The organism is Streptomyces naganishii JCM 4654 (genome assembly GCF_014650575.1).
GTDB classification, from domain to species: domain Bacteria; phylum Actinomycetota; class Actinomycetes; order Streptomycetales; family Streptomycetaceae; genus Streptomyces; species Streptomyces naganishii.
On sequence record NZ_BMVF01000007.1, the window covers coordinates 381,304 to 395,146 of the forward strand.

General features: G+C 74.8%; 11 protein-coding genes. 7 read left to right on the forward strand and 4 right to left on the reverse strand.

Annotation, left to right across the window (positions count from 1 at the left end):
- Nucleotides 1-298 precede the first annotated feature (298 nt).
- A complete protein-coding gene (locus tag IE217_RS15915) occupies nucleotides 299-835 on the forward strand; it encodes an HNH endonuclease (RefSeq protein ID WP_190178506.1) in 537 nt (178 codons plus the stop codon).
- Nucleotides 836-1,008: 173 nt separating this feature from the next.
- Here IE217_RS15915 and IE217_RS15920 read toward each other — a convergent pair whose 3' ends face one another.
- Nucleotides 1,009-4,023 carry a glycoside hydrolase family 84 protein gene (locus IE217_RS15920; RefSeq protein WP_190178507.1) on the reverse strand — a complete coding sequence of 1,005 codons (3,015 nt, stop codon included), beginning with the start codon at nucleotides 4,021-4,023 and terminating at the stop codon, nucleotides 1,009-1,011.
- Nucleotides 4,024-4,251: 228 nt separating this feature from the next.
- Between IE217_RS15920 and IE217_RS15925 the strand changes: the two genes are divergently transcribed.
- The 3 genes from IE217_RS15925 to IE217_RS15935 all read left to right on the forward strand — a co-directional run bounded on the left by IE217_RS15925 (nucleotide 4,252) and on the right by IE217_RS15935 (nucleotide 7,028).
- Nucleotides 4,252-4,554: a hypothetical protein gene (locus IE217_RS15925; RefSeq protein ID WP_190178508.1), complete on the forward strand. Its 303-nt coding sequence runs from the start codon at nucleotides 4,252-4,254 to the stop codon at nucleotides 4,552-4,554.
- The gene (malQ, locus tag IE217_RS15930; protein ID WP_190178509.1) at nucleotides 4,555-6,696 is read left to right on the forward strand and encodes a 4-alpha-glucanotransferase; all 2,142 of its coding nucleotides are present in this window, start codon (nucleotides 4,555-4,557) and stop codon (nucleotides 6,694-6,696) included.
- Between the two features lie 62 nt (nucleotides 6,697-6,758).
- Nucleotides 6,759-7,028: a hypothetical protein gene (locus IE217_RS15935; RefSeq protein ID WP_190178510.1), complete on the forward strand. Its 270-nt coding sequence runs from the start codon at nucleotides 6,759-6,761 to the stop codon at nucleotides 7,026-7,028.
- A 240-nt stretch (nucleotides 7,029-7,268) separates the two neighbouring features.
- On the opposite strand, the gene pepN is transcribed toward IE217_RS15935, so the two are convergent.
- Both pepN and IE217_RS15945 read right to left on the reverse strand, forming a co-directional pair.
- Nucleotides 7,269-9,848, reverse strand: a complete 2,580-nt coding sequence (gene pepN / locus IE217_RS15940; RefSeq protein WP_190178511.1) for an aminopeptidase N — start codon at nucleotides 9,846-9,848, stop codon at nucleotides 7,269-7,271.
- A 109-nt stretch (nucleotides 9,849-9,957) separates the two neighbouring features.
- Nucleotides 9,958-10,983, reverse strand: a complete 1,026-nt coding sequence (locus IE217_RS15945; RefSeq protein ID WP_190178512.1) for an aspartate-semialdehyde dehydrogenase — start codon at nucleotides 10,981-10,983, stop codon at nucleotides 9,958-9,960.
- Between the two features lie 375 nt (nucleotides 10,984-11,358).
- Here IE217_RS15945 and IE217_RS15950 point away from each other — a divergent pair, with 375 nt between their 5' ends.
- Both IE217_RS15950 and IE217_RS15955 read left to right on the forward strand, forming a co-directional pair.
- Nucleotides 11,359-11,895, forward strand: a complete 537-nt coding sequence (locus tag IE217_RS15950; RefSeq protein WP_190178513.1) for a sigma-70 family RNA polymerase sigma factor — start codon at nucleotides 11,359-11,361, stop codon at nucleotides 11,893-11,895.
- Between the two features lies 1 nt (nucleotide 11,896).
- Nucleotides 11,897-12,646 carry a hypothetical protein gene (locus tag IE217_RS15955; protein WP_190178514.1) on the forward strand — a complete coding sequence of 250 codons (750 nt, stop codon included), beginning with the start codon at nucleotides 11,897-11,899 and terminating at the stop codon, nucleotides 12,644-12,646.
- Nucleotides 12,647-12,728: 82 nt separating this feature from the next.
- Here the strand turns inward: IE217_RS15955 and IE217_RS15960 are convergent, their stop codons facing one another.
- Complete coding sequence (locus tag IE217_RS15960) at nucleotides 12,729-13,268, reverse strand: CGNR zinc finger domain-containing protein (protein WP_190178515.1); 540 nt, start codon at nucleotides 13,266-13,268, stop codon at nucleotides 12,729-12,731.
- A gap of 121 nt (nucleotides 13,269-13,389) precedes the next feature.
- On the opposite strand from IE217_RS15960, the gene IE217_RS15965 reads away from it, so the two are divergent.
- Nucleotides 13,390-13,842 (forward strand): VOC family protein, encoded by a 453-nt coding sequence (locus tag IE217_RS15965; protein WP_190178516.1) that lies wholly within the window; start codon nucleotides 13,390-13,392, stop codon nucleotides 13,840-13,842.
- The last annotated feature ends 1 nt before the right edge of the window (nucleotide 13,843 follow it).

The window sequence follows — 13,843 nt, forward strand, 5'->3', positions numbered from 1 at the left end:
GGCGGTCAATATCGTCTGGGTCACGAAGAGGTCACCGGACGGGCAGAGCCACCACACTAACGGGCCACGGTGTGCGGGTCCCGCGAAGCCCTGAGGAGGTCCGGGGGAGGCGGCGTGCCCACCCGCCTCTGATCAGGCCGTGTGAACGTGCGGCCGCGTGGGGGATGAATCAGGTGTGGTCGAAAACACTCCCAGCCCGTTACCGGGACATGGTGGCGCGTTCACCAGGCATGAGGGGAGACTGGCTGCAGATCGTCCCGGCGCGAGCCACGCGCCGCCGACGCACAAGGAGGCATCCGTGCCGCACGTCCTGGTCCTCAACGCGTCGTACGAGCCGCTCGGCGTCGTACCGCTCCGCCGCGCGCTCGTCCTCGTCCTGGAGAACAAGGCAGTCTGCCTCGAGGAGTCCGGCGCCCATCTGCACAGCGCGACCGTCACTGTCCCCGCACCCAGTGTGGTCCGGCTCAAGCGCTTCGTGCGGGTTCCCTACCGGGGGCCCGTTCCGCTGACCCGACGGGCGCTGTTCGCGCGCGACGGGGGCCGGTGCATGTACTGCGGTGGCGTCGCAACCAGCGTCGACCACGTCATCCCGCGCTCGCGCGGGGGCAAGCACGTCTGGGACAACGTGGTGGCCTCCTGCCGCCGCTGCAACCACGTCAAGGCCGACCGCCACCTCGTCGAGCTCGGCTGGCGCCTGCGCCACAAACCGGCTCCGCCCACCGGCCTGGCCTGGCGCATCATCGGCACCGGCCATAGGGACCCGCGCTGGCTGCCCTACTTGCAGCCCTTCGGCGCGGACGACGCCATGGCCCGGATCGACGGCATCTCCGCCTGAGACCTCCGGGCCTTCGCATTGCCGGCCCCGCCCCGCCCGGCGGCGGGACCGGCCACCCGGCGTCCGGGCCGGCCTCCAGGTGCGGCCCGGCCCCGACCGTCGTCCCTACGCGTACCGCAGCTCTCCCGGGCGCACGGCCCGGTTGAGCAGGGGCAGGGAGGCGGCGCCGGTCCTCAGTCGTCCGCGACCGCGTACGCCTCCACTGTCCACAGGGAGTAGCCGTACTGGGTGGCGCGTTTTTCGCCCTGGATGCGGAGGTAGCGGACGTCGCGTTCGTCCATGCGTACGGTCTCGCGGCCGCCCTCGCTGTCGCGGACCGTGGCGGCGGTGCGCCAGCGGCGGCCGTCGGGGGAGACCTGGACGCGGTAGGCGGAGGCGTGGGCGTCCTGCCAGTGGAGGGTGACGCGGCCCAGGCGGACCGGGCGGACCAGCTCCACCTGCCACCACGCGCCGTCGTCGGCGGGGGAGGACCAGCGGGTGGCGGGGTCGCCGTCGTTCGCCGCGGAGGCCGGGAAGGCGGGGGTCTCGTCGCCCGAGGAGGCGGCCGTGCCGGTGCGGGCCAGGTCGGGGCCGGCCGTGCGCGGGAAGGTGCGGACGGTGAGCGTGCGGGTGACCCCGGCGAAGCCGAGGCGGATCTCGTACGACCGGGACGGGGCGTTCTTCGGGACGGTCACCTCGACGGGGACATCCACCTCGGTGCCGCGCGGCACGGTCAGCGCGCCGGTGGGGACGCGGACCTGGATGCCGTGCGGGGCCTCGACGGTCACGCTGCCGTGGGCGTCCGCCGGGCGCAGCGAGGTCAGACGGGCCGTCAGCCGTTCGGTGCCGCCGGTCTCGGCGTCCGCCGACGCGCGCGGCAATTGCATGTCCGCGGCCGGGGTGTCGGCGAACCACGGGACCAGATGGCGTACCCGGGAGGAGGCCGGGCCGGTCACGCGGACCGCGTCGACGAGGGTGCCCGCGGCGGCCGGGGTGGTGGGTGTGACGGCCGGCGGGCGCGTCCAGGCACCGGAGACCGGCGGCCACGGGGCCCGCGCGGACGGGACCTGGCCGGCGGCCGCCGGGAGCTGCCCGACGGCCAGTTCCGTCGCGCCGCCCGCCGCCAGGGAGCCGACGCGGCGCCAGCCCTGGCCGGGGACGTGGACCTCCACGTCGCCCGTGGTCCCGGCGTCCGTCAGCGCCGTCACGGCGGTCAGGGCGCGGGCGTGCGGGAGGCGCACCGTGCGCCCCTGCGCGCCGCCGTCCCAGTCGGCCGCCGGTTCACGGGTCAGGCCGGCCCAGGCCTCGTACGCCTGCCGGGCCCGGTCGAGGAAGGGGTCCAGCACGCCCTTGCCGACGGTCACCCCGCCGCGCCGCACCTCGTCCCGCAGCCCTTGGAGCCTCTGGTACGCCTTCCACGCCCCGGTCGCGTCGCCCTCGCGCTGGGCGCGCAGCATGTCCAGGGCCGTCGTGCCCGCCTCGCCGTACCGCGCCAACTGCGCCGACCAGGGGGCGACCTCGCCGGCCAGGACACGGTCGTACGCCAGGCGCTGCGGCAGTTCGCGCAGGACCGTGAAGGCGGAGCGCAGCCGCTGCCCGGCGGTGTCGTTCGCGGCCCGGTCCGTCGTCGTGCGGGCCTGCCACAGGGCGGCGATCAGCGGGCGCAGATACGCCGACTCGGTGCCGCCGAGGATCGAGGACGCGTCGTTGCCGGCGAGCGCCGACAGGGCCTCGGCGCGGCGCGCGTCACCGCCCGCGAGGTCGGTGATCGCGGCCCGCCAGGACTGCTCGGGGCGGTAGTCGCGCGGGTTCCAGGCGTAGTCGGCCGCCGTGAACAACGGGATGCGGGAGGCCTCCGCCTGGCCCATCGCGTTGGCGAGCAGGGCCGCCGAACCGCTCGCCACGGCGGGCTCGCGGCCGGTGTAGGGGCCGAGGAAGACGCGGTCCTCGGCGTAGTCGTTGACCGGGTAGTTGTCCATGGTCACCAGCGGGTGCCCGAACGTCTCGCGGGCCTCGGCCAGTTCGCCGCCCGTGATGGTGCGGGGCACCACGCCCACGCCGGTCCAGGCCACCTGCACCGACTCGTCCAGGCCGCCCGCCAGCGCCTGCCGGTAGGGCGTCGTGCCGTCCTCGTAGTACTCGGTCGGCATCAACGACAGGGGGACGGAATCCGGGTGACGGTCCGCCAGGTAGCGGGCCACCGCGTTCGCCACCCGGGCCTGCGCCCGCGCCGCGGCGTCCGGGCCGGAGCCGAACCGGTCGCGGTCCGCGCCGCAGTGCCACTCGTCGTAGCTGACGTCCTGGAACTGAAGCTGGAACGCCCGGAATCCGAGCGCCCACATCGCCTCCAGCTTGCGCGTCAGCGCCCGCAGGTCGGCGTCCGAGGAGAAGCACAGCGACTGCCCGGGCGCCACCGCCCAGGCGAGCGTGACGTGGTTGGCGCGGGCCCGCTCGGCCAGCTCACGGAACGCGGCCCGCTGCCCGGCCGGGTACGGCTCGCGCCAGCGGTCCTGCCGGTAGAGGTCGTCGCCGGGCGCGTACAGGTACCGGTTCTGCTTGGTGCGGCCCATGAAGTCCAGCTGGCCGAGCCGCTGCTCCTGCGTCCACGGGGTGCCGTAGAAGCCCTCGGTGGTGCCGCGCACGGCGGTGCCGGGCCAGTCCCGCACGCTCACGCCGGGGATCGTGCCGTCGGGGCGCAGCAGCTGGCGCAGCGTCTGCGCGGCGTGGAACAGGCCGTCCTCGCCGGCGCCGGTGAGCGTCACGGCGCCGGGGCCGTGCCCGGCGCCCCGCTCCACGGTCAGGAGGTAGCCGCCGGAGGGCAGCGCGTGGCGCGGATCGGCGTGCGGTCGCTCGGTCAGCGCCCGCACCACCAGCGCGCCCGGCGGCACCGGGTCGGCCGCGGTGAGGTCCGTGACCGTCCGCGCCCCCGCCCCGCGCAGCATCGCGCGCAGCGCGTCGAGCGCGTACGGGTCGGCGGCCGCGTCGGCGACCAGCGCCACCCTGTCGGTCACCGCCACCGCGTCACCGGTCGTGCGCAGCGACTGGGGACGCGGCCAGACCGCGGTCTGCGGTGAGGCGGCCTTCTCGGCGCCGGATCCGCCGCCGGGCGCGGGCGGAGCGGCCACCGCCGAGGGGGCGGCGGCCCCGAGCGTCCCGGCGACCACGGCGAACGCCAGGGCCGCAGCCGACCTTCCGCGCCCAACCCGCACGGCCCCTCCTTCGTCGCACGGCCTGCCCGCGCCGGTGTCGAGGAGGTCCGAGCCCACCACCAAGGGGGACGGGTGTCAACGAGAGTGGCCGTTGTGCCATCTTTGCCCCACCCTGGAGAGTGGGGAATGTGACCAGAAGCACGTACGCCGACCGGGTACGTCTGCCCTCGCGCGCACTGGGTAGGGCTGCGGTATTCACCGGATGCCGCACTCGACAAGGAGGCCCCCGTGGCCGCACCGGCACACCTTCTGCTCTCGGCCCTGTCCGACACGGCCCTGTCCAAACCCTGGGCGGGATCGCCCGAGGACGGCCTGCCCGCCGCCCCGGCCGGTTCCGCGAGCCCCGACGCCCCACTGGGCGTGTTCAGCGCGGAGGGCGCCTGGGCCGAGACCCCGCTGACCAGTGAGCCGCCGCTGCCCGACGCCGAGGCCCCGCTGACCAGCGAGCCGCCGCTCGCCGAGGCCGCGCCGCTGACCAGCGAGTCCGCCGCCGAGCCGGACGGCGCCGACCCCTGTCGCCCGGAGGCGTAGATGGAGCAGCCGGCCGGTGAGTCCCTCGGCGCGGACCTGTCGCGGCTCGCCGGGCTGCACGGCGTCGCGACCTCCTACAGCCCCTCACCCGGCCGCACGGTCGCCGCCTCCGCCACCGCCGTCGTCGCCGCACTGGCCGCCCTCGGCGTCGACGCGGGCTCCCCGGAAGCCGCACGCGCCGCACGCACCGCCCGCGAGCGCGAACTGGCCGAACGGCTGCTGCCGCCCACGGTGGTGCACTGGAGCGGCGAGGGCCCGCCGGCCGCCCTGACCGGACTGCCGCCCGGCACCCGGCTCCGCATCGAGACCGAACAGGGCGACACCCACGCACAGGCGGACCTCCTGCCGCCCCTGCCGCCCGGTGTCCACCGACTGACCGCCACCGCCCCCGACGGCCGCACCGGCGAGGCGCACCTCGTCGTCGCCCCGCCCCGGCTGCCCACCCCGCGGGGCCGCTCCTACGGGCTCCTCGTCCAGCTCTACTCCCTCCTCTCCCACCACTCCTGGGGCATGGGCGACCTCGGCGACCTCACCGAGCTGAGCGCCTGGGCCGGACGGACGCTGGGCGCCGGGTTCGTCCAGGTCAACCCGCTGCACGCGGCCGTCCCCGGAGCGCCCACCGACCCCTCCCCCTACCGCCCCTCCTCGCGCCGCTTCCCCGACCCGGTCCACCTGCGGGTGGAGGCCGTCCCCGAGTTCGCCTACGTCGGGGACCGCGAGCCGCTGCGCGGCCTGCTGGAGCGGGCCGCACGGCTGCGCGCCGCCGTGCTCGGCAAGGGCGCCCTCATCGACCGGGACGCGGTGTGGGAGCTCAAGCGCGAGGCGCTGGAACTGGTGCGCGAGGTGCCGCTCGGCCCCGGCCGCCGCGCCGCCTACGCCGACTTCCTCGCCGGGCAGGGCCAGGCCCTGGAGGACCACGCCACCTGGTGCGCGCTGGCCGAGGTGCACGGCTCCGACTGGAGGAGCTGGCCCGAGGAACTGCGGGACCCCCGCTCGGCCGGGACCGCCCGCGCCCGCGCCGAGCTGATGGACCGCGTCGACTTCCACTCCCGCCTCGCCTGGCTCACCGACGCCCAGCTCACCGACGCCCAGCGCGCCGCCCGCGAGGCCGGCATGCCGATCGGCATCGTGCACGACCTCGCCGTGGGCGTGCACCCGGACGGGGCCGACGCCTGGGCCCAGCAGGACCACTTCGCGGCCGGCATGTCGTTGGGCGCCCCGCCGGACGCCTTCAACGCCCGGGGCCAGGACTGGGGTCTGCCGCCCTGGCGCCCCGACCGCCTCGCCGCGTCCGGCTACGCGCCCTTCCGCCGCCTGCTGCGCGCCCTGTTCCGCTACGCCGGGGCCCTGCGCATCGACCACGTCATGGGCCTGTTCCGGCTGTGGTGGGTCCCCCAGGGCCACCCGCCCACCGAGGGCACCTACGTCCGCTACGACGCCGAGGCCATGCTCGCCATTCTGGTGCTGGAGGCCGCGCGCGCCGGGGCCGTGGTGATCGGCGAGGACCTCGGCACGGTGGAGCCGGGGGTGCGCGAGGCCCTGGAGCGGCGCGGTGTCCTCGGCACCTCGGTGCTGTGGTTCGAGCGCGACTGGGAGGGCGACGGCCGCCCCCTGCCGCCCGAGCGCTGGCGCTCCGGCTGCCTGGCCACCGCCACCACCCACGACCTGCCCTCCACCGCCGCCCGGCTCACCGGCGAGCACGTCGAACTGCGCCACCGCCTCGGGCTGCTCACCCGCCCGCTGGAGGAGGAACGCGCGGAGGCGGCGGCCGACACCGGCGAGTGGCTGGCCCTGCTGTCGGAGCTCGGCCTGCTGCGCGGCACGGGCGGCGGGCTGTCCGCCCCCTCGGAGGAGGCGCAGATCCAGGCGGTCCACCGCTTCCTGCTGCGCAGCCCCGCCCGCATGGTCGGGCTCTGGCTCCCGGACACCGTCGGCGACCGCCGCCCGCAGAACCTCCCCGGCACCTGGGACCAGTACCCCAACTGGCGCCTGCCCGTCGCCGACGACCGGGGCCACCCGGTCACCCTGGAGGAACTGGCCGCCTCGCCCCGGCTGCACGCCCTGACGGAGGTGCTGCGCGCGGGGGTGGAGAGCCAGGCGGACGCGAGGGCGGACGCGGACGGAGGGCGGGCGGGGGAATGAGGCGAGGGTGCATATGGCACCCCGGGCGCGCGGCCCGTTCCGGCGTTCGCTACTTTTGCACCGTGGACAAGAAGAACGCCCTGCGCGCCGGCACCCTGGCGGCCGGTACGACGCTGATGATGCTGCTCATGTCGTCCCCCGCGCTCGCGCTGACGCGCGACGACGGTGACGACCCGGGTCCGGGCCTGAGCGTCATCCAGACGCTGGGCATCTTCGTCGGTATCCCGCTCGCTCTGTTCCTGATCATCACCGGCCTGGTGGTGGCCCTGGACAAGTCCCGCGCCAAGCAGCGGGACACGAGCCGCAACGTGAAGGTCAAGGCCGAGGCCTGACCCGGGCCCGCCGGGGCCCTGCCGGGCCGCCGGCCCCGGGCACGCCCGCGCCGAGGGCGCCGACCCCGCCGTACGTACGCACCGCCGTACGTGGGCGAGGTGGGCGCCCTTTCGCGCGTTCCGCCACGCCCGCGCACGCTTCGCCCGCGCACGGGTGCGGCCGGCCGCGCGAAGGACGAGCAGGGGGCGCCCGGTCGCACCGGGCGCCCCCTGCCGCCGTAGAACCTGCCGATGCGGCGGCTACTTGGCGGCCGCGTCCGCCGCCTGGGCCTTCAGCGCGCGCTCGACGCCCGCGCGCGACTCCGAGACCAGCCGGCGCAGGGCCGCGTTCGGGGCGGCGGAGTCCAGCCACTCGTCGGTCCGGCGCAGGGTGTCCTCGGACACCTGGATCGACGGGTACAGGCCGACCGCGATCTGCTGGGCCATCTCGTGCGAGCGGGAGTCCCAGATGCCCTTGAGCACCTCGAAGTAGCGCTCGGTGTAGGGGGCGAGCAGCTCGCGCTGGTCGGTCTGGACGAAGCCGGCGATGACCGCCTCCTGGACCGCGTTCGGCAGCTTGTCGGAGTCGACGACCGAGGCCCACGCCTCCGCCTTGGCCTCGGCGGTCGGGCGGGAGGCGCGCGCGGTGGCCGCGTGCCGCTCACCGGCAGCCGTCTTGTCCCGCTCGTACTCGCCCGCGATCTCCGGCTCGTCGAAGCGGCCCACGGCCGCGAGCCGCTGCACGAACGCCCAGCGCAGCTCGGTGTCGACGACCAGGCCCTCGACCGTCTGGGAGCCTTCCAGCAGGGCGTTCAGCAGGTCCAGCTGCTCCGGGGTGCGGGCCGTGGCGGCGAAGGCGCGCGCCCAGGCCAGCTGGTGGTCGCTGCCGGGCTCGGCGGAGCGCAGGTGGGCCAGCGTGGCGTCGGTCCAGCGGGTGAGCAGGGTGTCGCGGGCGGCCGGGTCGGCGTACTGGTCGATGGCCAGCTTCACCTGGCGGTGCAGCGACTGCACGACACCGATGTCGGACTCCTTGCCGACGCCGGACAGCACCAGGGACAGGTAGTCGCGGGTGGCGAGCTCGCCGTCGCGGGTCATGTCCCAGGCCGACGCCCAGCACAGGGCGCGCGGCAGCGAGGACTCGAAGTCGCCGAGGTGCTCGGTGACGACCGCGAGGGAGTCCTCGTCCAGGCGGACCTTGGCGTAGGACAGGTCGTCGTCGTTGAGCAGGACGACCGCGGGACGGCGGCGCCCGGCAAGCTGCGGCACGGCGGTCAGCTCGGCGTCCACGTCCAGCTCGATCCGGCCGTCGGCGGCGCGCACCAGCTTGCCGCTCGCCTCGTCCAGGTCGTACAGGCCGACCGCGATGCGGTGCGGGCGCAGGACGGGCTCGCCCTTGGCGCCGGCCGGCAGCGCGGGGGCCTCCTGGCGGATGGCGAAGGAGGTGATGACGCCGTCGGCGTCCGTCTCGATCTCCGGGCGCAGGATGTTGATGCCGGCCGTCTCCAGCCACTTCTTCGACCAGGTCTTCAGGTCGCGCCCGGAGGTCTCCTCCAGCGCGCCCAGCAGGTCGCTCAGGCGGGTGTTGCCGTAGGCGTGCCGCTTGAAGTACGCCTGGACGCCCCGGAAGAACTCGTCCATGCCGACGTACGCCACCAGCTGCTTGAGCACGGAGGCGCCCTTGGCGTAGGTGATGCCGTCGAAGTTGACCAGGACGTCGTCCAGGTCGTTGATCTCCGCCATGATCGGGTGGGTGGACGGCAGCTGGTCCTGCCGGTACGCCCAGGTCTTCATGGAGTTGGCGAACGTGGTCCACGAGTGCGGCCAGCGCGAGCCGGGGGCGTGCGCCTGGCAGGCGATGGAGGTGTAGGTGGCGAACGACTCGTTCAGCCACAGGTCGTTCCACCACTCCATGGTGACCAGGTCGCCGAACCACATGTGGGCCAGCTCGTGCAGGATCGTCTCGGCCCGCACCTCGTACGCCGCGTCGGTCACCTTGGACCGGAACACGTACTGGTCGCGGATGGTGACGGCGCCCGCGTTCTCCATCGCGCCCGCGTTGAACTCGGGCACGAAGAGCTGGTCGTACTTGGCGAACGGGTAGGCGTGGTCGAACTTCTCCTGGAACCAGTCGAAGCCCTGCCGGGTGACCTCGAAGATCGCGTCGGCGTCGAGGAACTCGGCCAGCGAGGGCCGGCAGTAGATGCCGAGCGGCACGGACTGGCCGTCCTTCTCGTACACGCTGTGCACGCTGTGGTACGGGCCGACGATCAGCGCGGTGATGTACGTCGAGATGCGCGGCGTCGGCTCGAAGACCCAGACGTTGTCCTGGGGCTCGGGGGTCGGGGAGTTGGACACGACGGTCCAGCCCTCGGGGGCCTTCACGGTGAACTGGAAGGTGGCCTTCAGGTCCGGCTGCTCGAAGGAGGCGAAGACGCGCCGGGCGTCGGGCACCTCGAACTGCGTGTAGAGGTACGCCTGGTCGTCGACCGGGTCGACGAAGCGGTGCAGGCCCTCGCCCGTGTTGGTGTAGGCGCAGTCGGCGACGACCCGCAGGATGTTGCGGCCCTCGAGCAGACCGGGCAGGGCGATCCGGGAGTCCTCGAAGACCTCGGCGGCATCGAGCGCGTCGCCGTTCAGGGTCACCTCGTGGACGGCCGGGGCGACCAGGTCGATGAAGGAGGCGGCGCCGTTCTCGGCGACGTCGAAGCGCACCGTGGTCACGGACCTGTAGGTGCCGCCCTCCTGCGCGCCGGAGAGGTCGAGATCGATCTCGTACGAGTCAACGGTGAGCAGCTTCGCCCGCTGCTGCGCCTCTTCGCGAGTCAGGTTTGTGCCAGGCACGCGGTCATCTCCTCGTGATGTGTGGGTGCGGTCATCCTTCCACGTCGCGGCGCAACCGAACGGGCGGTCACCGGCTGCCGGTGACCGCCCGTCCCAAGTGAGGGGTCCCCTACGCCGCCCGGGCGCTCAGCTCCGCCGCCACCAGCTCCGCGATCTGCACCGCGTTCAGGGCCGCGCCCTTGCGCAGGTTGTCGTTGGAGATGAACAGGGCGAGGCCGTTGTCCACCGTCTCGTCGCGGCGGATGCGGCCGACGTAGGAGGGGTCCTGGCCGGCCGCCTGGAGGGGGGTCGGGATGTCGGAGAGGGCGACGCCGGGGGCGCCGGCCAGCAGCTCGGTGGCGCGCTCCGCGCTGATCGGACGCGCGAAACGGGCGTTGACCTGGAGGGAGTGGCCGGAGAAGACCGGCACGCGCACACAGGTGCCGGAGACCTTCAGCCCGGGGATCTCCAGGATCTTGCGGGACTCGTTGCGGAGCTTCTGCTCCTCGTCGGTCTCGTTCAGGCCGTCGTCGACGAGGTTGCCCGCGAAGGGCAGCACGTTGAAGGCGATCGGGCGCTTGTAGACGGCCGGCTCGGGGAAGTCCACGGCCGAGCCGTCGTGGGTGAGCCTGTCCGCCTCGGCGGCCACCTTCTGGGTCTGGCCGTGCAGCTCGGCCACGCCCGCGAGGCCCGAGCCGGACACCGCCTGGTAGGTGGCGACGACCAGCGCCTCCAGGCCCGCCTCCTCGTGCAGCGGCTTGAGCACGGGCATCGCGGCCATCGTGGTGCAGTTCGGGTTGGCGATGATGCCCTTGGGGCGGCTCGCGACGGCGTGCGGGTTCACCTCGGACACCACCAGCGGCACGTCCGGGTCCTTGCGCCAGGCCGAGGAGTTGTCGATCACCACGGCGCCCTGCGAGGCGACCTTCTCGGCCAGCGCCTTCGAGGTGGCGCCGCCGGCCGAGAACAGCACGATGTCCAGGCCGGTGTAGTCGGCCGTCGAGGCGTCCTCCACGGTCACGCCGTCGAGGACGGTCCCCGCCGAGCGGGCCGAGGCGAACAGGCGCAGCTCGGTCACCGGGAAGTCGCGCTCGGTGAGGATCCTGCGCATGACCGTGCCGACCTGACCGGTGGCTCCGACGATTCCGACCCTCACGGCGACTCCTTAACGTGTCCTGCTGTACGTGCCTGTCCGGCCCGCGTGCTCGGCCCAGGCCCTTCCATGATGCGGCCGACCCCGGCCCGCCTGTCCAATTCATTGCCCCGCGTGCCCGAGGAGTGGGACGGCCAGGACCGGGCCCCGGTCGCGGAACTGCGGCGCGCACCCCGGGCGGGCCGCAGATGTTCACCCCGCGGGGCCCCCGGGCCGCAAGCCGTGCTGCTGCGTCCCTGCCCGGCCCGTCCCGGGGCATACGGCGATGTGACGTACGCCTCTGCCCTCCCCGCGGCCGTCCGGGAAATTCCGTGCGGTCGCGGTGAACGTTCAGGCCCGCCGCGGCGTCGTAGGACTGACGCGGTGAGGGGAGGGCTTGTGCTGCGCAGAAGGGCGCGCCCCGGCCGGGAGGCGGACCCGGCCGGGGCTGATCCACTGGACGCGGCCCAGGAACGCCGGGTGCGGGCGGTGCTCGCGCTCGGCGGCGTGCCGCAGGCGGACCTGCCGGACGGGGTGCAGCAGGTCCGCCTGCGGCTGCTGGAGCGGGCCGCGAGCGGCAGGGAGGCGCCGCGCGACGTGTCCGCCTGGGCCGCGGTGGTCGCCTCCAACCTCGCCGTGGACTGGCACCGCGCCCGGCGCCGCCAGGACCGTCTCGGCGAGCGGCTCGCCGCGCTGCGCCCGCCCGAGCACACGGTGGGCGGCGAGGACACCCGGCTGCTCTCCCTCGCCGTCGCCCGGGGGCTGGACGAGCTGCCCGACGCACAGCGGCAGGTCGTCGTGCTGCGCTTCTACGCCGACCTGCCGGTCCGCTCCATCGCCGAGCAGCTCGGGGTGCCGGAGGGCACCGTCAAGAGCCGGCTGCACACCGCCGTACGCGCCCTGCGCGACCGGCTGCACCAGGACGAGGTGGTGTGAGATGAGCGCCGAGCACGAGTCCCACGGGCCCCACGAGGCCGTCGACCCGCTGACGGCCGCCCTGACCGGCGGACCGCTGCCCCCGGGAGCCGGCGCCGACCCCGCCTACCTGGCCGCCTACCGGTCGGCGCGGTCGGATCTGGCGCTGCTGCGCCGGCACCTCGACCTCATCGCGGAGGCGGTCGCGGAGCCGCCCGCTCCCGCACCGGTGGCGCCGGAGCGGCCGGTCCGGCGCCGGGTGTCCGGGCGGCGGTGGGCGCGTGGGCGCCGGCCCCGCGCGCTCGCCCTCGGCGCGTTCGCCGCGGCCGCCGCCGCTTCGGCCGTGTTCGGCCTGGGGTGGGTCCTGTCGCAGGGCGCCGGAAGCGGCCTGGACGCCGGGGGCGGTGCCGGCAAGGAGGTGTCGAGCCGGGGCGCCGCGTCCGTGTTCGGCACGCCCGGGTACCTCGCCTGCGCCCGGCTCGTCGCCGAGGGCGACGTACGGCAGGTGCGGCGGGAGCCGGGCAGTGACCGGGACCGGGTGACCCTGCGCGTGACCCGCTCGTACCGGCCCGCGAAGGCGGACGCCGAGGTCACCTTCCTGGTGGAGGAGTCCGCCGCGCCGGGCCCGGGCGACCACGTGCTCGTGGGGATCGGGCGCCATGCCGCCTCCCCCGACACCCTGGTCACCGGTGAGCGGGACATCGCGCCCCTGCGGGACCGGATCACCGGCGCGCTGGCCGCCGCGCGCTCCCTCACCTGCGAGCAGCCGTGACCGGGCCGGCGTGACCGGACACCGGCCGTGACCGGACCGGCGTGACCGGGCCGGCTGTGACCGGGCCGGCCGTGGCGGGGCCTCAGCCGCGTGAGCGGGCGTAGTGGCGGGAGGCCTTGGCGCGGTTGCCGCAGGCGGCCATCGAGCACCAGCGCCGGGTGCCGTTGCGCGAGGTGTCGAAGAAGTGCAGTACGCACGACTCGTGGGCGCAGGCCCGGATGCGGTCCGGCGCGGTGGTGAGCAGCTCCAGGTAGTTGCGGGCGGCGAGCCAGGCGGGTCCCCAGGCCGGGTCGGCGAACTCCGGCCGCTCGACGGGGCCCCGTGCCGTGAGCCCGGCCCGGATGCGGCCGTGCCCGAGCACGGCGTCGACGAGCGGGGCCCCCTCCCGCGGTGAGCCGTCGACGGCCGCCTTCAGCGCGTCGCGCGCCTGGAGCAGGTGCCGCAGCACGGCCGCGTCCGGCGCGTACTCCCCGTCCAGCCCGTTGGCCGCCAGCCACACCGCGAGGCCGTCGGGGCCGGTGAGGAGGTCCTGGAGGGAGCCGTCCCGGTTCCACCGCGTGTTGAGCAGGTCGAGCGCGAGGGGCTCACCGGTCAGGGGACGGGGATCGCGGGCGCCGGACATGGGACCACTCCTTCTCTGCTAACCCCTCAAGAGTAGATGACCGGTTGACGATCGGCCGACCTAACCGTTAAATGGCAGATGACTGGTTAGGCTTCGAAGGTTCTCATCAAAGAGGTGTCCCATGACCTTGCACACCGGCCACATCGGCCTGAACGTCACCGACCTCGACCGCTCGCTCGCCTTCTACCGCGACGTGCTCGGCTTCACCCTGCTGGCGGAGGGCAAGGAGGAGGGCCGCCGGTACGTGTTCCTCGGGGACGGCGAGGGCGGCGGGCAGCCCGTGCTCACGCTCTGGCAGCAGGCCCGGGGCGCGTACTCCGGCGACCGGGCCGGCCTGCACCACCTCGCCCTCGCCGCCGGGTCGGCCGAGCGGGTCAGGGAGTACGAGGCGGCCCTGCGCGCGTACGGCGTGGAGTTCGCCCACGAGGGGGTGGTGGCCCACCGGGAGGGCTCGGCCTCGGGCGGCGTCTTCTTCCACGACCCGGACGGCATCCGGCTGGAGATCTTCGCCTCCGAGGGCGCCGAGGGCGCGCCGGCCCCGCACGAGTCCGCTCCGACCTGCGGCTTCTTCTAGA